General features: G+C 71.9%; 16 protein-coding genes and 1 tRNA gene. 8 read left to right on the top strand and 9 right to left on the bottom strand.

Features of this window, described 5'->3' with window-relative positions:
• Nucleotides 1-2 precede the first annotated feature (2 nt).
• Together OHS82_RS21155 and OHS82_RS21150 are read right to left on the bottom strand one after the other, a co-directional pair.
• Nucleotides 3-521, bottom strand: a complete 519-nt coding sequence (locus OHS82_RS21155) for an FHA domain-containing protein FhaB/FipA (protein ID WP_057576678.1) — start codon at nucleotides 519-521, stop codon at nucleotides 3-5.
• 10 nt (nucleotides 522-531) lie between these two features.
• Nucleotides 532-1,419 carry an FhaA domain-containing protein gene (locus tag OHS82_RS21150; protein ID WP_057576680.1) on the bottom strand — a complete coding sequence of 296 codons (888 nt, stop codon included), beginning with the start codon at nucleotides 1,417-1,419 and terminating at the stop codon, nucleotides 532-534.
• A 447-nt stretch (nucleotides 1,420-1,866) separates the two neighbouring features.
• On the opposite strand from OHS82_RS21150, the gene OHS82_RS21145 reads away from it, so the two are divergent.
• From OHS82_RS21145 to OHS82_RS21125, 5 genes are all read left to right on the top strand, one after another.
• Nucleotides 1,867-1,953, top strand: a tRNA-Leu gene (locus OHS82_RS21145).
• A 385-nt stretch (nucleotides 1,954-2,338) separates the two neighbouring features.
• Nucleotides 2,339-3,817: a DUF2252 domain-containing protein gene (locus tag OHS82_RS21140; protein WP_370444085.1), complete on the top strand. Its 1,479-nt coding sequence runs from the start codon at nucleotides 2,339-2,341 to the stop codon at nucleotides 3,815-3,817.
• A gap of 75 nt (nucleotides 3,818-3,892) precedes the next feature.
• Nucleotides 3,893-4,369, top strand: a complete 477-nt coding sequence (locus tag OHS82_RS21135; RefSeq protein WP_057576684.1) for a hypothetical protein — start codon at nucleotides 3,893-3,895, stop codon at nucleotides 4,367-4,369.
• A gap of 138 nt (nucleotides 4,370-4,507) precedes the next feature.
• The gene (locus OHS82_RS21130; protein ID WP_057578079.1) at nucleotides 4,508-5,305 is read left to right on the top strand and encodes a J domain-containing protein; all 798 of its coding nucleotides are present in this window, start codon (nucleotides 4,508-4,510) and stop codon (nucleotides 5,303-5,305) included.
• Between the two features lie 43 nt (nucleotides 5,306-5,348).
• Nucleotides 5,349-5,678 (top strand): rhodanese-like domain-containing protein, encoded by a 330-nt coding sequence (locus OHS82_RS21125; protein ID WP_057578074.1) that lies wholly within the window; start codon nucleotides 5,349-5,351, stop codon nucleotides 5,676-5,678.
• A gap of 133 nt (nucleotides 5,679-5,811) precedes the next feature.
• On the opposite strand, the gene OHS82_RS21120 is transcribed toward OHS82_RS21125, so the two are convergent.
• From OHS82_RS21120 to paaA, 6 genes are all read right to left on the bottom strand, one after another.
• Entirely contained in the window at nucleotides 5,812-6,984 is a 1,173-nt protein-coding gene (locus OHS82_RS21120; protein ID WP_057578073.1) for an acyl-CoA dehydrogenase family protein, read from the bottom strand.
• 129 nt (nucleotides 6,985-7,113) lie between these two features.
• Complete coding sequence (locus OHS82_RS21115) at nucleotides 7,114-8,175, bottom strand: 2Fe-2S iron-sulfur cluster-binding protein (RefSeq protein WP_057578071.1); 1,062 nt, start codon at nucleotides 8,173-8,175, stop codon at nucleotides 7,114-7,116.
• The gene (gene paaD / locus OHS82_RS21110) at nucleotides 8,175-8,714 is read right to left on the bottom strand and encodes a 1,2-phenylacetyl-CoA epoxidase subunit PaaD (RefSeq protein WP_057578190.1); all 540 of its coding nucleotides are present in this window, start codon (nucleotides 8,712-8,714) and stop codon (nucleotides 8,175-8,177) included. Before paaD ends, OHS82_RS21115 begins: the two co-directional genes overlap by 1 nt.
• Nucleotides 8,711-9,379: a 1,2-phenylacetyl-CoA epoxidase subunit PaaC gene (gene paaC, locus OHS82_RS21105; protein WP_057578188.1), complete on the bottom strand. Its 669-nt coding sequence runs from the start codon at nucleotides 9,377-9,379 to the stop codon at nucleotides 8,711-8,713. The genes paaD and paaC overlap by 4 nt, the downstream gene beginning before the upstream one ends.
• 119 nt (nucleotides 9,380-9,498) lie before the next feature.
• Nucleotides 9,499-9,786, bottom strand: coding sequence for a 1,2-phenylacetyl-CoA epoxidase subunit PaaB (gene paaB, locus OHS82_RS21100; RefSeq protein ID WP_057578069.1), 288 nt, complete (start codon nucleotides 9,784-9,786; stop codon nucleotides 9,499-9,501).
• Nucleotides 9,783-10,811 (bottom strand): 1,2-phenylacetyl-CoA epoxidase subunit PaaA, encoded by a 1,029-nt coding sequence (gene paaA / locus OHS82_RS21095; protein ID WP_057578068.1) that lies wholly within the window; start codon nucleotides 10,809-10,811, stop codon nucleotides 9,783-9,785. Before paaA ends, paaB begins: the two co-directional genes overlap by 4 nt.
• 539 nt (nucleotides 10,812-11,350) lie before the next feature.
• Here paaA and OHS82_RS21090 point away from each other — a divergent pair.
• The 3 genes from OHS82_RS21090 to OHS82_RS21080 all read left to right on the top strand — a co-directional run bounded on the left by OHS82_RS21090 (nucleotide 11,351) and on the right by OHS82_RS21080 (nucleotide 14,563).
• On the top strand, nucleotides 11,351-12,295 hold the full coding sequence (locus OHS82_RS21090; RefSeq protein WP_328434297.1) for a DUF5819 family protein: 945 nt from the start codon (nucleotides 11,351-11,353) through the stop codon (nucleotides 12,293-12,295).
• Nucleotides 12,292-13,563, top strand: a complete 1,272-nt coding sequence (locus tag OHS82_RS21085; protein ID WP_328434296.1) for an HTTM domain-containing protein — start codon at nucleotides 12,292-12,294, stop codon at nucleotides 13,561-13,563. The genes OHS82_RS21090 and OHS82_RS21085 overlap by 4 nt, the downstream gene beginning before the upstream one ends.
• Nucleotides 13,564-13,771: 208 nt before the next feature.
• Nucleotides 13,772-14,563, top strand: a complete 792-nt coding sequence (locus OHS82_RS21080) for a TrmH family RNA methyltransferase (RefSeq protein WP_057578065.1) — start codon at nucleotides 13,772-13,774, stop codon at nucleotides 14,561-14,563.
• Nucleotides 14,564-14,616: 53 nt separating this feature from the next.
• Here the strand turns inward: OHS82_RS21080 and paaN are convergent, their stop codons facing one another.
• On the bottom strand, nucleotides 14,617-16,311 hold the full coding sequence (paaN, locus tag OHS82_RS21075) for a phenylacetic acid degradation protein PaaN (protein WP_057578064.1): 1,695 nt from the start codon (nucleotides 16,309-16,311) through the stop codon (nucleotides 14,617-14,619).
• Nucleotides 16,312-16,421: the final 110 nt, after the last annotated feature.

Genomic DNA, 16,421 nt, shown 5'->3' with positions numbered 1-16,421 from the left:
CACTACTTCCGAAGCTCGATGACGGTCTTGCCGATACGGATCGGCGCGCCCAGCGGAATCGGTGTGGGAGTCGTCAGCCGCGATCGGTCGAGGTACGTGCCGTTGGTGGAGCCCAGGTCCTCGACGATCCACTGGCCGTCGCGGTCCGGATAGATCCTGGCATGGCGGCTGGAGGCGTAGTCGTCGTCCAGCACGATCGTGCTGTCGTGCGCCCGGCCCAGCGTGATGGTCTGGCCCTGGAGCGCGACGGTCGTGCCGGTGAGGATGCCCTCGGACACCACCAGCTTCGTCGGTGCGTTGCGACGCGTGCGGCCAGCGGCGGCGGGCTGCTGGCGCTGCTGCGGAGGCGCCTGCTGGCGCTGGGCCTGCTGTTGCGCCCGCCCGGCCTCCCGGCGCGAACCGCGCTGGGTGACACGCGTACCGAACAGGTCGCTGCGGATGACCTGCACGGCCACGATCACGAACAGCCACAGTACGGCCAGGAAACCCAGCCGCATGACCGTGAGGGTCAGCTCTGACATTGCCCCCGCTTCACCCTTCGGCTTGCCGGTAAATGATGGTGGTGCTGCCCACGACGATCCGCGAGCCGTCGCGGAGCGTAGCGCGGGTGGTGTGCTGCCCGTCCACCACGATGCCGTTGGTGGAGCCGAGATCCTGGACAGTCGAGGGCGAACCGGTCCGGATCTCGCAGTGCCGGCGGGAGACGCCGGGGTCGTCGATCCGCACGTCGGCCTCGGTGCTGCGGCCCAGCACGAGCGTCGCGCGGGAGATCTGGTGGCGTGCGCCGTTGATCTCGATCCAGTGGCGGGTGCGTGACCCGGGCTGCGGAGCCCCGGCCAGGCCGCCGCCTGCCGCGCCGGGACGCTGTGCGCCCGCGGCGGGCGGGTAGCCGTAGCCGCCGGGACGGGCGCCTGGGGCGCCGGGCGGCGGTGCGGACGGCATCGGCGGAGCGGAAGCCGCGCCGGCGCCGGGATAGGCGGCGCCGCCCGGCCCGGCCGAGCGCTGCCGGCCGTCGGCGGCCGGTGAGTCCGGCATCTGGCTGCTGGACGAGGCGAGCGTACGGCTGCGCACCCGGTACAGACCCGTGTCGAGGTCGTCCGCCTTCTCCAGGTTGACCTTGATCGGCCCCATGAAGGTGTAGCGCTGCTGCTTGGCGTAGTCGCGCACCATGCCGGCCAGCTCGTCGCCGAGCTGGCCGGAGTAGGGGCTGAGCCGCTCGTAGTCCGGCGTGCTCAGCTCCACGATGAAGTCGTTGGGGACGACGGTGCGGTCGCGGTTCCAGATCGTGGCGTTGTTGTCGCACTCGCGCTGGAGCGCACCCGCGATCTCGACGGGCTGGACCTCGGACTTGAAGACCTTGGCGAAGGTGCCGTTGACCAGACCCTCGAGACGCTGCTCGAACTTCTTCAGAACTCCCATGGGGCACCTCCTCCGTCGTGGCTGCTGTCCCGTGCCGTGCTGCTTGCCTGGTCCTGCTTACCTGTACTGCTTACTGATCGTATCCACGCGCCGGTGAATCGGCTGGTTCCCCCTGTCGGCCCCGTCGACCGGTGTCGACGGCCCGCTCCGCACCTGCTGCACACGCTTGCGTCTGCCCAGGATCGTAGAGGCGGCCCGGGACCAGTGTCCCGCACCTGGCTGTGCTCCTCGTCCGGCTCCTGGGGAGACGGCCGCCATAGGTACGAGGTTGATACGTGAACCAGTCCTTGCGGAGACGTACGAGGACGCGCGGGGTCGCCCGACGGCCTCCCACCTGCTCCCTGCCCGCCCGGAAGGGATGTGAACGCACCCTGGCGCGCGTGCTAATGTTCTGCATGTCGGAAGGCGACAGGCCGAAAAGCCCACAAACCCGAAGACACACCCAATGCGCGGGTGGCGGAATAGGCAGACGCGCTGGATTCAGGTTCCAGTGCCCGCAAGGGCGTGGGGGTTCAACTCCCCCCTCGCGCACCAGTCGAAAGCCCCGCAGGTCTCAGACCTGCGGGGCTTTCGCGTTTCTCCGGCCAGGCGGGTTCCGGCTGGGCGGCCTTTCGAAAATCGGGTCGCAGACTGCTGAGCGCGAAGCGAGTCAGTGATCGCTCACCGTGTGTGATGAACGTCTCAGGGGTCGACCGGTGGGGGGCGAGGGTGGGGGCCGGGAGTGTTTCACGTGAAACATGCCGGTTGTCGGCGGCTGACCCCCGGCGTCCGTACCGAGGCAGTTGTCCACAATCCCGAATTTGTCCACAAGGCCTGACGACTTTCGGCCAGCAGCTGTACGGTCTGCACAAGTTGATGTTCGGCTCGTCGGGCTCGTCACAGAGCCGCTGAGCGTACGTGTGCGGGGGAGGCGGTCATGATGACCGGGACCGGTGGTGCGGAGACCGGAACGAGCGGGTCGACCGGGACGGGCGAAACGGTCGGAGTGCGCAGGATTCCCCAGGTGCGCGGGTTCGCCGAGCGACCTGGCGAGTCCTCCGACGCACGGTCCGGCGTGGGAGAGAGCCCCAAGGAGAACGGCCGGGCCCTGCGCGGCCGGGTGCCGCGGTCGGCGCATGCCCAGCTCGACCTGGACGCCGCCCGGCCGGACGCGGTGGCCGCGGTCGAGGAGTCCAACCGAGGCCGCATCCCCGAGCTGACGCCCATACGGGTGGGCCGGATGGCGGCCACGCCGTTCGCGTTCCTGCGGGGCTCCGCGGGACTCATGGCGTACGACCTGGCCCGCACCCCGATGACCGGCGTCCGCGCCCAGATCTGCGGTGACGCCCACGCCGCCAACTTCGGCTTGTACGGCGACGCGCGTGGCGGACTGGTCATCGACCTGAACGACTTCGACGAGACCGTCGACGGCCCCTGGGAGTGGGACCTCAAGCGCCTCGCCGCCTCCCTCGTGCTCGCGGGCCGCGAGGCCGGCGCGGACGAGGACACCTGCCGCAAGGCGGCGCACGGCGCGGCCGGTTCCTACCGCCGCACCATGCGGCTCCTGGCCAAGCTGCCCGTGCTGGACGCCTGGAACGCCATCGCCGACGAAGAGCTCGTCTCCCACGCCGACGCCCACGATCTGCTGGGCACCCTGGAACGGGTGTCGGAGAAGGCGCGGGCCAACACCAGCGGGCGGTTCGCGGCCAAGTCGACCGAGGCGACGGAGGACGGCGGCCGGCGCTTCGTGGACGCTGCACCGGTGCTGCGCCGGGTCCCGGACGCCGAGGCCGCGGCGGTGGCCGCGTCCCTGGAGTACTACGTGACCACCCTGACCGAGGACCGCCATCCTCTCCTCGCTCGCCACGCGATCCACGACGTGGCCTTCCGCATCGTGGGCACGGGCAGCGTGGGGACGAGGTCCTACGTGGTGCTGCTGCTCGATCATCGCGGCGAGCCCCTGGTCCTCCAGGTGAAGGAGGCCCGCGCCTCGGCGCTCGTCCCGCACCTGCGGAGCGCCGGCTTCGAGACGCCGGAGGCGGACCACGAGGGCCGCCGGGTGGTGATCGGCCAGAAGCGCATGCAGGTCGTCAGCGACATCCTGCTGGGCTGGACCACCGTCGAGGAACGCCCCTTCCAGGTACGGCAGTTCCGCAACCGCAAGGGCAGCGTCGACCCGGCCGCCCTCGCCGCCGACCAGATCGACGACTACGGCCGTATGACCGGCGCGCTGCTGGCCCGCGCCCACTCGCACAGTGCCGACCCGCGCCTCGTCGCCGGATACTGCGGCAAGAACGAGGAGCTCGACGAGGCGATCGCCGGGTTCGCCGTCGCCTACGCCGACCGCACCGAGGCGGACCACACGGACCTCGTCGCGGCGGTACGTGCGGGACGCATCCCGGCCGAGACGGGAGTGTGAGACGACAGGGTGAGGGTGGGGGTGGAGTGAGCGGGGTGGGGGTGTCAGGGGGACGCGCCGAGTGAGGAGGGTGCAGTGAAGTACGTCGAGCTGGACGGACAGGTCGGGGACGTCACCGGCGTCATAGACCCCGGGCCCTACCTGGAGCGGCTTCCCGTCCTCGCGGAGCGGCTGCCACCCGGCGCCCGTGCGTTCGCCACCGACCCGGACCACTACGCCTTCTCGGGCAAACGGTGCGTGAAGGACCTCAAGCCCGGCGTGGCCCGCCGGCGCGGCGACGACGGCATCGAGATCCGCTTCGCGCACAACTGCTGGAAGCACGACGAGGATCTGGTGGTCCGCTACACCGGCGTCTCCCGGTTCCAGGCCGACGTCCTCGACGTCTGCGCCCTCGACGACCTCGGCGACGTGATCCTCGACGAGATACTCCCCCACCCCGACGGCTGCACCCACGAAATCGCCTGCCGCCCAGGGACCCTGGTCGTGGTCTGCCAGGACCTGCAAGCGAAGTGGGTGGCAGTGGACTGCCCGGAGGGACGGGAGCGGGGGTAGGGGACGGGGGAGAGGGGGAGGGGGAGGGGGAGGGGGGAGGGGGGAGAGGGGGAGGGGACCCCCCACTGGAGGCGGAGGGCGGGTCTTCCGTGGTCGATGTGCGCCGACGGTTCGTGGGGCTTGGCCTAGGCTGGTCGGGTGACGACCCCCGAAGCTGAGCAGCCCCGGCCCGAGGCGCGGCTGGAGCAGGCCGTGCGGGCCGCCGAGCAGGCGTTGATCGAGTTCGAGATCGCGGTGGAGACCTTCCGCGTCGAGGTCGAGAACTTCTCGCGGCTCCACCACCAGAAACTCGGTCCGATGTACGCCCGGCTCGACGAGTTGGACGCGCAGATCGCCGAGGCCCGTGCCGCCCGTACCGGAGATCCCGAGGATCTGCGCAAGGCCGCCGAGGCACGCGCCCGGGTGCTGCCGATGCCGGGGGTCGAGGAGCTGTTCCACGGCTGGATGGACGGGGAGGGGCTGTTCCCGGAGGCCGCGGCGATGCTGACGGACCGGTCGGTCAGGCCTCCGGAGCGGGTGCGGCCCAGCGAGGAGGCCCGCAAGCTGTATCGCGAGCTGGCTCGCAAGGCGCACCCGGATCTGGCTCAGGAGGACGCGGAGCGGGCCCGGCGTGAGGAGTTCATCACCCGTGTGAACGCGGCGTACGCCCGTGGCGACGAGGTGCTGTTGCGTGAGCTGGCGGAGGAGTGGGCGGCCGGTCCGGCGCCCGCGGAGCGCAGCCCGAGCCCCAGTGAGGAGCTCTACGCCCGTCTCGAGTGGCTGGCCCAGCGCAAGGAGATGCTGACGCTGGTGGCCAGGGAGCTGGAGGACAGTGCGATCGGCTCGATGCTGCGGATGGCTCCGGACGACCCCGACACCCTTTTGGACGAGATCGCCGAGAAGCTGCTCGCCGACGTCGCCGCGCGTGAGGACGAGCTGGCCGAGCTGGTCGGTTAGTTCCGCTTGCGGGTAGCGTCGGGGCATGAGTTTCGGAGCTGGTGTGCCCACGGTCGAGGTCGGGGACCTCAAGGACGATGACTTCCTGGTGGACGTCCGGGAGGTCGACGAGTGGCAGGCGGGTCACGCCGAGGGGGCGCTGCACATTCCCATCAGCGAGTTCGTGGCCCGTTACGGCGAGCTGACCGAAGCCGCCCCCCAGGACGGGCGGGTGCATGTCATCTGCCGTTCCGGCGGTCGTTCGGCGCAGGTGACCATGTATCTCGTGCAGCAGGGCATCGACGCGGTGAACGTGGACGGCGGCATGCAGGTGTGGGCGGCCGTGGGGCGTCCGGTGGTCACGGACGAGGGCAAGCAGGGCTTCGTCCTGTAGTCGGCAGGTCGGCATGTCGGCCGGGTCGGCAGGTCGGCCGGGTCGGGTAGGCGGCGCTCTTGTGGTGCCGTGCGTACTTTCTGTTCGGTCCGGTGGTCGGGTTGTCCGGTCCGGCGGTCGGGTCGCCGTCCGGTCAGGCGAGGGGGTGGGCGGCCAGGAGGTCGCCCAGGGCCTCCTCGTGGGCCGCGGCCGGGCCGAGGGAGAGCTCCAGGTGTTTGGCCCAGGCGTGGTACCGGTGCAGGGGGTAGTCGACGTCGGCGCCGAAGCCCCCGTGCAGGTGCTGGGCGGTCTGCACGATCCGGCGTACGCCCTCCGAGGCCCAGATCTTGGCGAGGGCGACGTCCCCGGAGGCGGGTAGGGCGCCGGGTGTTCCCGAGGCGATCCGCCAGGCGGCCTGCCACAGGGTGACCTCCATCGCGCGGAGGTCGATGTAGCGGTCGGCGGTCTGGACGGCGACCGCCTGGAAGCTGGCGATCGGGTGTCCGAACTGCTCGCGTTTGCCGGCGTAGTCGCTGGTCATGGCCAGGACGCGGTCGCCGAGGCCGAGGGCCAGCGCGCAGGTGCCGGTGGCCAGCAGCGCTCGCAGCCCGTCCCACGCGCCGTCGGCGGTGATGACGTCGCGGGCCGGGATCCTCGCGGACTCCAGCCGTAGTTCCGCGAGCCGCTCGCCGGTGGTGGAGATCTGTGGGGCGAGCTCGACGCCGTCCTGCCCGCGGGCGACCACGGCGAGGACGCTGCGGTCGTCGGCGGTGTGTGCCGGTACGAGAATGTGGTCGGCCTCGTAGGCCCAGGGCACGGCCGTCTGCACGCCGTCCAGCACCCAGGTTCCGCCGGTTCCGGCGTCGTTCGTGGGCGCGCCGCTCGGGTCGTCCTGCCGGGCGGTGACGGCGAGTTCGGCGGCGTCGTGGCCGGTGCGGCCGCTCGCGGCGACGGTCAGCACCGTCTCGCCCCGTCCGGCGCCGGCGAGCAGCGCGGACCTCAACTCCGGTCCGCCGTAGGCCTGTACGGTCGCGGCGGCCGCGCTGGTCTCCAGGAGGGGTACCCGGGCGAGCACCTTGCCCGCCTCGCGGAGGACCAGGCACAGGGCGACCGCGTCCAGGCCCGCCCCGCCGGACGTCTCGTCGAGCAGCAGGCTCAGCAGGTCCGCCGCGGCGAGCTTGTTCCACAGGTTGCGGTCGAGGTCGTCGGCGACGGCGGCGCCCTGGGTGAGCGCGGGGCTCGGGACGCCGTCGGGCGCCACTCCGGCGAAGACTCCGCGGGCCGCCTCGGCCGCGGCCTGCTGCTCCTCGGTGAAGGTGAAGTCCACAGCCGGTCCTCCCGACGGGTCAGCCGATCTGACAGGGCTGGCAGATCTGACGGAGCGTCAAGATAGAACAGGTTCTAGGAGAAGGGAACAGCAGTCGGGTTCCGAGAGGCCCGGCGTCTCATCGGCGTCTCATCGGTCGAAGTCCACCTCGACCGCCTCGGTCAGCGGGTGCGACTGGCACGCCAGCACATAGCCGGCCTCCGTCTCCTCCGGCTCCAGTGCGAAGTTGCGGTCCATGCGCACCTCGCCGCCGACGAGGAAGGCCCGGCAGGTCCCGCACACTCCGCCCTTGCACGCGTAGGGCGCGTCGGGTCGGTTGCGCAGCACGGTCTCCAGGACCGACTCCCCGTCCCGCACCGGCCAGCTGCCGCCCCGGCCGTCGAGCCGGGCGGTCACCGTGGCGTGGGCCGGCGTGGTCCGGGGGGCCGTGGGCGCCGCGCCGTCCACGTGGAAGATCTCCTCGTGGATCCGGGTGCGGCCGACCCCGAGCTCTCTCAGTGCCCGTTCGGCGCCCTGCACCAGTCCGTACGGGCCGCACAGGAACCATCCCGCCACGTCCGCGACCGGCAGCAGGGCCGGCAGCAGGGTGGTCAGCCGGTCCTGGTCCAGTCGTCCGGACGGCAGACCCGCCTGCTGTTCCTCGCGGGAGAGCACGGTGACGAGGTGCAGCCGCTCCGGGTACCGGTCCTTCAGGTCGGCGACCTCCTCCAGGAACATCGTCGACGCGGCGGTCCGGTCGCTGCGGATGAGACAGAACCGGGCGCGGGGCTCGCGGGCGAGCAGGGTGGAGACGATCGACAGGACCGGTGTGATGCCGCTGCCGCCGACGATCGCCGCGTAGAGGCCGGGGGCCGGGGCGAGGGTGAACCGCCCGGCTGGCGTCATCACCTCGAGTTCGTCCCCGATGTCGATCTCTTTCAGGGCGTAGGTGGAGAACGCTCCGCCCTCGACCAGCCGCACGCCCACGCGGAGTGTGCGCGGCCCCTCGCCGGAGGCGTCGGGCGCGGGCGAGCAGATCGAGTACGTCCGCCGGATCTCGGCTCCGTCGGCCAGGCGACGCAGCGCGAGGTGCTGCCCGGGCGCGTGCAGGTACTCCTCGCGCAGCGCCTCGGGGACGGAGAACGTGAGGGCGACGGAGTCGTCGGTCAGCCGGTCCACCGCGGCCACGGGAAGCCGGTGGAAGCGGGCCATCACAACTCCTTGAAGTGGTCGAAGGGTTCGCGGCAGGACAGGCAGCGGCGCAGCGCCTTGCACGCGGTGGAGGAGAAGCGGCTGAGCAGTTCGGTGTCGGCGGATCCGCAGTGGGGGCAGTGCAGCGGTTCCGCTTCGGAGGCCTCGGCCGCGTGAAGGGCGCGGGTCGGCCCGAGGGCCAGCGGTACGGGTCCGTGCTCGCGTACGGCGCGGGGCGGTGCGATGCCGAACTCCCGTAGTTTGCGACGCCCTTCGGCGGTGATGTCGTCGGTCGACCAGGCGGGCGTGAGGACGGTGCGCACCGTCACTTCGCGCATGCCGTGCTCGTGCAGTGTGCGTTCGATGTCCAGGGACATGGCCTCGACGGCGGGGCAGCCGGTGTACGTGGGGGTCAGTTCGACCTCGACGGTGTCCGTGCCGTGCAGGCGGACGGCGCGTACGACGCCCAGCTCATGGAGGGTGAGCACCGGGAGCTCGGGATCGGGGACCGAGCCGGCGATCTCGAGGAGTTCCGCCTCCAGCGCGGTGGTCGTCGTCACCACGACGCCCCCGGGTGGCTGCGGTGCAGGTGCTGCATCTCGGCGAGCATCGGCCCGAAGGGCTCGGTGTGCAGGCCCTCGCGGCCGGCCCCGGCGCTCCAGGCGCCGGTGCGCGGGCCCTCCGGGACCGTCAGGCCGGCCCGCCCCAGTACCTCCCGCACCGACTCCAGCCAGGCCGACTCCAGGCCTGCCCGGTCGAGGTCGAGGCCGTTCACGGGGTGGAACATCTCTCCGGTGAACCGCCACAACGCGGTGCACGCACGCTGCATCCGTTCGTGGCTGACGTCGGTGCCGTCGCCGAGGCGCAGGGTCCACTGTTCGGCGTGGTCGCGGTGGTAGGCGACCTCCTTGACGGCCTTCGCCGCAAGCCCGGCGAACGGGCCGGTTCCGGCTGCCAGTTGCGCGTACAGCAGGTGCTGGTAGGTGGAGAAGTACAGCTGGCGGGCGATGGTGTGGGCGAAGTCGCCGTTGGGCTGTTCGACCAACTGGACGTTGCGGAAGGCGCGTTCCTCGCGCAGGTACGCCAGTTCGTCCTCGTCGCCGGCCATCGACAGCAGGATCCTGGCCTGACCGAGCAGGTCGAGCGCGATGTTGGCGAGGGCGACCTCCTCCTCCAGCACGGGCGCGTGGCCGATCCACTCCCCCAGGCGGTGGGAGAGCACCAGGGCGTCGTCCCCGAGGGCGAGGGCGGCGGTCCGCGTGCCGTCGACGGTGGTGTCGGCGGCGGTGTGGTCGTGGGTGTCGACGTCGCTGTGGGTGTGCGCGGTCGTGGTCGCGGGCGTGGTCACAGGTGCTTCACCCCCTCCGGGATCTCGTAGAACGTCGGGTGCCGGTACGGCTTGTCGGCGGAGGGTTCGAAGAACGGGTCCTTCTCGTCGGGCGAGGACGCGGTGATCGCCGAGGACGGCACGACCCAGATCGAGACGCCTTCACCGCGCCGGGTGTACAGGTCGCGTGCGTTGCGCAGGGCGAACTCGGCGTCCGGCGCGTGCAGGCTGCCGGCGTGGGTGTGGGAGAGGCCGCGCCGGGAGCGCACGAAGACCTCCCACAGGGGCCAGTCGGTGTGGGTCATGCCTGCTCCGCTTCCGTCGTCCGGGGAAGGCGTTTGGCCGCGTGGGCCGCGGCCGCCTCCCGTACCCATGCGCCTTCGTCATGGGCGCGCCTGCGTTGGGTGATGCGCTGTTCGTTGCAGGGGCCGTTGCCCTTGAGGACTTCCTTGAACTCGGTCCAGTCGATCGGGCCGAAGTCGTGGTGCCCGCGCTCCTCGTTCCACTTCAGGTCCGGGTCCGGGAGGGTGAGGCCGAGCGACTCCGCCTGGGGGACGCAGATGTCGACGAAGCGCCGGCGCAGTTCGTCGTTGGAGTGGCGCTTGATCTTCCAGGCCGTCGACTGCGCGGAGTGCGCGGACTCGTCGTCGGGCGGGCCGAACATCATGAGCGACGGCCACCACCAGCGGTCGACGGCGTCCTGCGCCATCGCGTGCTGCGCCTCGGTGCCCTGGCTGAGGGCGAGCAGCAGTTCGTACCCCTGGCGCTGGTGGAAGGACTCCTCCTTGCACACGCGGACCATCGCGCGCGCGTACGGGCCGTAGGAGCAGCGGCACAGGGGGACCTGGTTGGTGATCGCCGCGCCGTCCACCAGCCAGCCGATCGCGCCGACGTCCGCCCAGGTCAGCGTGGGGTAGTTGAAGATCGAGGAGTACTTCTGGCGACCGGTGTGCAGTTTGTCGAGGAGGTCGTCGCGGCTGGCGCCGAGGGTTTCGGCCGCACTGTAGAGGTAGAGCCCGTGGCCCGCTTCGTCCTGGACCTTCGCCATGAGGATGGCCTTGCGGCGCAGGGAGGGGGCGCGGGTGATCCAGTTGGCCTCCGGCTGCATGCCGATGATCTCGGAGTGGGCGTGCTGCGCGATCTGGCGTACCAGCGTCGCCCGGTAGGCGTCGGGCATCCAGTCGCGTGGCTCGATGCGTTCGTCCGCGGCCACGGTGGCGTCGAAGAGGCGCTGGTACGCCTCGTGCGCCGCCTCGTCGGCCGGCCCGCCGTCGTGGCGCGGGGCGTCTTCCTCCGTGCGGGCCGTCTGGTGGGCGGCTGCTGTCGCCATGCGGTCCCCCTTGACCTCGGGCCTCGGCTCCGTGCCTTGGCCTCGGCTCTGCCCGAGCCTTCTCCCGACCGATCGTTCGGTCCGTGCGATTCCATGGTGGGACGGCCGTCGTATGGTGTCAACCGCTGTGGATAACCTGCGGGAGTTCTCCGCGGACGATCCGTCCCACGCCCGGCCGGGGTCCGGGCACCGCGGGGGAGGGCTGGGCCGGACGGGTGAGGCTGAGTACCGTTCGCGATTGCGCGACGCAGCGCGCGAAGAGGACCGGTATCGGGGAACGGGGCGGAATGGACGCGTACGACGGAGGCTCAGGCGCTCCACGGCGGGCGGACACGTCAGGCGGACCGACCTCGTCGGAGGGGCGGGACATGGCGGAGGGGCCGGGCCTGTCGGAGGGCGCGGATCCGTCGGACGGGCCTCATCCCTCGGACGGGCCGCAGGCGTCGGACGGGCCGCAGGCGTCGGGCGGGGACCCCTCGGGCGGGCAGCCTTTGAGTGTCGCGGACGCTTCGGGCGGCGCAAGCCTGTCAGGTGGGCCGGTGGCGGAGTCGTCGCCGGTCAAAGGCGCAGTGCCCGCGCCGCGCGCCGAACTCCGGGGCTCCGCGCCCGTCCGGGGTACGGAAGCAGCCGGCGACCAGGCCCCCGGCCTCGACGCCGACGCCGACGTCCACGCCGGGCCGGATGCCGACACTGCCCGCCGCCCGGACGCCGACCCGGCCTCCCACCCGGATGCCGACCCCGCGTACTGCCCCGGCCCCGGCGTCGGCCCGGATGGCGACCCCGGTCCGGACCCCGGCCCCGGCCCCGCTTCCACGACAGCGCCCCGTCACCTCCCGCCCCGTACCGGTGTGGCCGCGCTTTCGCCGCGTTACCAGGTCGGGGCCGCGCTGGCGCTGGCCGTCGTCGCGGTCGCCGTGTGCGTGCACGTCGGGATCGTGTTCCTGCACGTCGCGCCGTCCAACACCGTCACGAAGGCGCACGGCAAGGCGATCGACGACTGGATCTACCCGGAGTTCGAACAGAACTGGAAGCTGTTCGCGCCGAACCCGCTGCAGCAGAACATCGCCGTCCAGGTCCGCGCCCAGATCCGCGGCGCGGACGGCGGGTCGCGGACCACCGGCTGGTACGACCTGTCCGCGCAGGACGGCCGCGAGATCGACGGCAACCTGGTGCCGAGCCACACCCAGCAGAACGAGTTGCGCCGTGCCTGGGACTTCTTCACCGCCACGCACGACGGCTCCGCCCGGCCCGTCGGCCTGCGCGGCGCCCTCGCCGAGACGTATCTGCGCCGGGTCGTGGTGATGCGTCTGGAGCGCGGCGCGGTCCACGGGGGCGAAGCCGTGGAGCGGGTCCAGGTCCGCTCGCGGACCACCAACGTGCCCCCGCCGAAGTGGAGCACCGACAAGGTGTCGACGAGCCCGGTGTACCGCGTACTGTCCTGGTGGTCCGTGCCGGACGGCGCGACCGAGGGAGGCACGAGGTGAACCGCTTCTCCCTTTCGGTCTCCGCGTTCATCGCCCGTCTCACGGAGTCGGCGCTCGGGCCGTACCAGAGCGCCGTGGTCCGGATCGGCTTCAGCGGTACGTGGCTGCTGTTCCTGTTGCGGGAGCTTCCGCACCGTCAGGAGCTGTACGGCCCCGACAGTCCGTGGGACTGGGAGCTGGCCCGGCAGCTGATCGACAGCAACGGGGCGTTCACCGTCCTGATGTGGTCGGACGGGCAGGCCTGGTTCGAGGCCGTGTACGCGCTCGCGCTGGTCTCCGGCGCGCTGCTGCTGCTGGGCTGGCGCACGCGCGCGATGTCGGTGCTGTTCATGGTCGGCGTGCTCTCGATGCAGAACCGCAGTGTCTTCATGGGCGACGGCGGGGACAACGTCCTGCACCTGATGTCGATCTACCTGATGTTCATGCGCTGCGGTCAGGTCTGGTCGCTCGACGCCCGGCGGGTGCGACGTGAGCAGGAGGCACGCGCGCGGGGCGAACGGATCACCGATCGGGTCGGCCCCGTCCTGTGGGCCGTGTCCGGGACGGCGCTGGTCACGGCGACCGTGGCGGACCGTTTCCACAGTGAGTGGACCATTCCCGCGCTGCTGTGGGCGGCGTGGGCCGCGCAGGGCCTGTGGTGGGCCGCCGGACGCTTCGGGAAGTCGCCGCAGCCGCGGATCCTGCTCGACGTGATCGGCAACGTCCTGCACAACGGGGCCCTTGTCGTGATCATGGTCGAGGCCTGTCTGATCTACGCGACGGCCGGCTGGTACAAGATCCAGGGCTCGCGCTGGCAGGACGGCACCGCCGCGTACTACCCCCTGCACCTGGACTACTTCTCGCCCTGGCCCGGGCTCGCCGATCTGCTCGCCGCCAGCGGCACGATGGTCCTCCTCGCGACGTACGGGACGGTCATCGTGCAGGTGGCCTTCCCGTTCACCCTCTTCAACCGGCGGCTGAAGAACGTGCTGCTGGCGCTGATGATGGCGGAACACGCGGTGATCGCGGTCCTGCTCGGGCTGCCGTTCTTCTCGCTGGCGATGATCGCGACGGACTCCGTCTTCCTGCCGACGCCGTTTCTGCACCGGGTCGGCGGATGGGCGGCACGCGTGCGTGAGGCGCTGCTCCCGGACCGCGGACAGCCGGCCCCCGACGGCGCCCCGACGGAGGAGGCCGAGCCGCGGGCTCAGGGGGACCCGGACAACCCGGAGCTCCCGGCCCCCGAACAGGCGGCCTCCGCGGCTTCCACGCCGGGCACGAGCGCGTAGGACCCACGCCGGGTACGAGCGCGTAAGACCCATGCCGGGCAAGCGCGCAGGACCTGCGTCGGGCACGCGCGCCCAGGTTCCACGCCGGGCACGCGGCAGGTAGGGGGCTCGCGCCAGGCGCGTCCGGCGCAGGTCCGGCAGGTCCGGCGCAGGTCCGGCGGCTCCCGGCGCAGGCCCGCGCCGGGAGTGCCCACGTAGGGTTCACGGCATGACCGACCCCGTGACCGCAGGTCTCGACCCGCTCGGCCGATGGCGCCGGCTCGCCGACGACACCGTCCTGCTCGACGGCTTCCATGCCCTCAAGCACGCCGTGCGCTTCGGGGCGGAGGTCCCGGTGGCGGTCGCCGTCGACCGGGCGGCGGCGCTCGCCCTGGCCGGGGAACTCGCCCCCGACGTGCGCGAGACGCTGGCCGGGCTCCTGACAGAGGTCACTGGGGCGACGTACGCGTCCCTGGTGCCGCGTCCGCATCCCACCGCGGTCGCCGCCCTGGCCGTCCGGCCCTCACGGGAGGCCCACCTGGACAGGCTCGGGCAGCCGGCCCGCGCCACCCCGGTCGTGGTTCTGGACAACCCGCGCAACCTGGGCAACGCGGGGGCGGTGATCCGGCTCGCCGCCGGATTCGGGGCGACCGGGGTGGTCACCACCGGCACACTCGACCCGTGGCATCCGACCGTCGTGCGCGGCGGGGCGGGGCTGCACTTCGCGACGGCCGTGGAGCGGTTGACGGTCGACGAACTGCCGGCCGGGCCGGTGTTCGCCCTCGACCCGGAGGGCGACGACATCCGGGGCGTCGAGCTCCCGGACGACGCGCTCCTCGCGTTCGGCTCGGAGCGCAGCGGACTCTCCCCCGAGCTGCGCGCACGGGCCGACCGTCTTCTCGCCCTGCCGATGCGCCCCCAGGTCTCCAGCTACAACCTCGCGACCAGTGTGGCCATGACGCTGTACCACTGGAGTGCCGCCGGGGGCGCCCCGCACCTCTCCGGAGCCTCCGCCCCGTAGGTTTTGGCCCCGTGGGCGCCCCCTTGTGCCGACGGGGGCGCCCGGAGCGTCTCCTAGGCGTCCCGGCGGACCTCGACGACGCGGAAGCGGTTCGCGACGAAGGCGCCGTCGGTGAGGGCCGCGTTGGCCGCCGGGTTGCCGCCCGAGCCGTGGAAGTCGGAGAACGCGGCCGTCTGGTTGACGTAGACGCCGCCGGTGAGGTTCAGGGAGAGCTGGGCGGCCTCGTCCAGGCAGACCTCCTGGACGGCCTGCTCGACCTGGTCGTCGGTGGTGTACGCGCCGACCGTCATCGCGCCCTTCTCCCGCACGGTGCGCCGCAGCAGGGCCACCGCGTCGGCCGCGGAGTCGACCGCGACGGCGAAGGAGACGGGGCCGAAGCACTCGCTCATGTAGGCGGCCTCGTCGTCCGGCTTGGCTCCGTCGAGCTTGACGATCACCGGGGTGCGCACGATCGCGTCCGGGAACTCCGGGTTGGCGACCTCGCGGGAGGCGAGGGCGACCTCGCCGAGGCCCGCCGCGGCTTCCAGACGGGCCTTGACGTCGGGGTTGACGATCGCGCCGAGCAGGGCGTTCGCGCGCGCGTCGTCGCCGAGGAGACCGTCGACCGAGCGGGCGAGGTCGGCGACGACCTCGTCGTAGGACTTCGGGCCCTCGTCGGTGCGGATGCCGTCGCGGGGGATCAGCAGGTTCTGCGGGGTGGTGCACATCTGGCCGCTGTACAGGGACAGCGAGAACGCCAGGTTGGCGAGCATGCCCTTGTAGTTCGCGGTCGACTCCACGAGCACCGTGTTGACGCCGGCCTTCTCGGTGTAGACCTGCGCCTGGCGGGCGTTGGCCTCCAGCCAGTCGCCGAAGGCGGTCGAGCCGGTGTAGTCGACGATCCGGATCTCGGGGCGGGTGGCCAGCGTCTTGGCGATGCCCTCGCCGGGGCGCTCGGCGGCCAGCGCGACCAGGTTCGGGTCGAAGCCGGCCGCGGCGAGCACCTCGCGTGCGACGCCCACGGTCAGCGCGAGCGGCAGCACCGCGCGCGGGTGGGGCTTGACCAGGACCGCGTTGCCGGTGGCCAGCGACGCGAACAGGCCGGGGTAGCCGTTCCAGGTCGGGAAGGTGTTGCAGCCGATGAGCAGGGCGACGCCGCGCGGGACGGGCGTGAAGCTCTTGGTCATCGCGAGCGGGTCGCGCTTGCCCTGGGGCTTGCTCCACTCCGCCGTGCCGGGGGTGCGGACCTGCTCGGCGTAGGCGTACGCCACCGCTTCCAGACCGCGGTCCTGGGCGTGCGGGCCGCCGGCCTGGAAGGCCATCATGAAGGCCTGGCCGGACGTGTGCATGACGGCATGGGCGAACTCGTGGGTGCGGTCGCTGATCCGCTTGAGGATCTCCAGACAGACCAGCGCGCGGACCTCCGCGCCCGCGTCCCGCCAGGCGCGCTGTCCGGAGCGCATCGCGGGCAGCAGGGTGTCCACGTCCGCGTGCGGGTAGGAGACGCCGAGTTCGGGGCCGTACGGCGAGACCTCGCCGCCCACCCAGCCGTCGGTGCCGGGCTGGCCGAGGTCGAGACGGGTGTTCAGGACGGCGTCGAAGGCGGCCTTCCCGGCTGCCGCGTCCAGGCTGCCGTTCTCCCCGTAGGCCTTGGGGTGTTCCGGGTGGGGGGACCAGTACGCGCGCGTGCGGATCGCTTCCAGGGCCTGGTCGAGGGTGGGCCGGTGCTGGGCGATCAGAGCGTGCGCGGTCAGTTCGGCGGCGGCCATGCGGGACCAACTCCTCGTCTTGAGAACTCTCCGTCGAGCTCATGACCTGGCGGAAACCTGGGCAGGAACAGCCAGTCACGGCTAGAGTAACCGAACGATCGGTCGGGACA

It is taken from the genome of Streptomyces sp. NBC_00425 (genome assembly GCF_036030735.1).
Taxonomy (GTDB): domain Bacteria; phylum Actinomycetota; class Actinomycetes; order Streptomycetales; family Streptomycetaceae; genus Streptomyces.
The sequence above is the reverse complement of the archived record's forward strand: the minus strand, read 5'-3'. Positions and strand labels throughout refer to the sequence as shown.

Excerpts from the sequence above, each read along its gene's own strand:
- paaB (WP_057578069.1), bottom strand. The coding sequence starts at position 9,786 with ATGACCCACACCGACTGGCCCCTGTGGGAGGTCTTCGTGCGCTCCCGG.
- paaN (WP_057578064.1), bottom strand. The coding sequence starts at position 16,311 with ATGGCCGCCGCCGAACTGACCGCGCACGCTCTGATCGCCCAGCACCGG.
- OHS82_RS21080 (WP_057578065.1), top strand. The coding sequence starts at position 13,772 with ATGACCGACCCCGTGACCGCAGGTCTCGACCCGCTCGGCCGATGGCGC.
- OHS82_RS21140 (WP_370444085.1), top strand. The coding sequence starts at position 2,339 with ATGACCGGGACCGGTGGTGCGGAGACCGGAACGAGCGGGTCGACCGGG.
- OHS82_RS21155 (WP_057576678.1), bottom strand. The coding sequence starts at position 521 with ATGTCAGAGCTGACCCTCACGGTCATGCGGCTGGGTTTCCTGGCCGTA.
- paaA (WP_057578068.1), bottom strand. The coding sequence starts at position 10,811 with ATGGCGACAGCAGCCGCCCACCAGACGGCCCGCACGGAGGAAGACGCC.
- OHS82_RS21115 (WP_057578071.1), bottom strand. The coding sequence starts at position 8,175 with ATGGCCCGCTTCCACCGGCTTCCCGTGGCCGCGGTGGACCGGCTGACC.
- OHS82_RS21150 (WP_057576680.1), bottom strand. The coding sequence starts at position 1,419 with ATGGGAGTTCTGAAGAAGTTCGAGCAGCGTCTCGAGGGTCTGGTCAAC.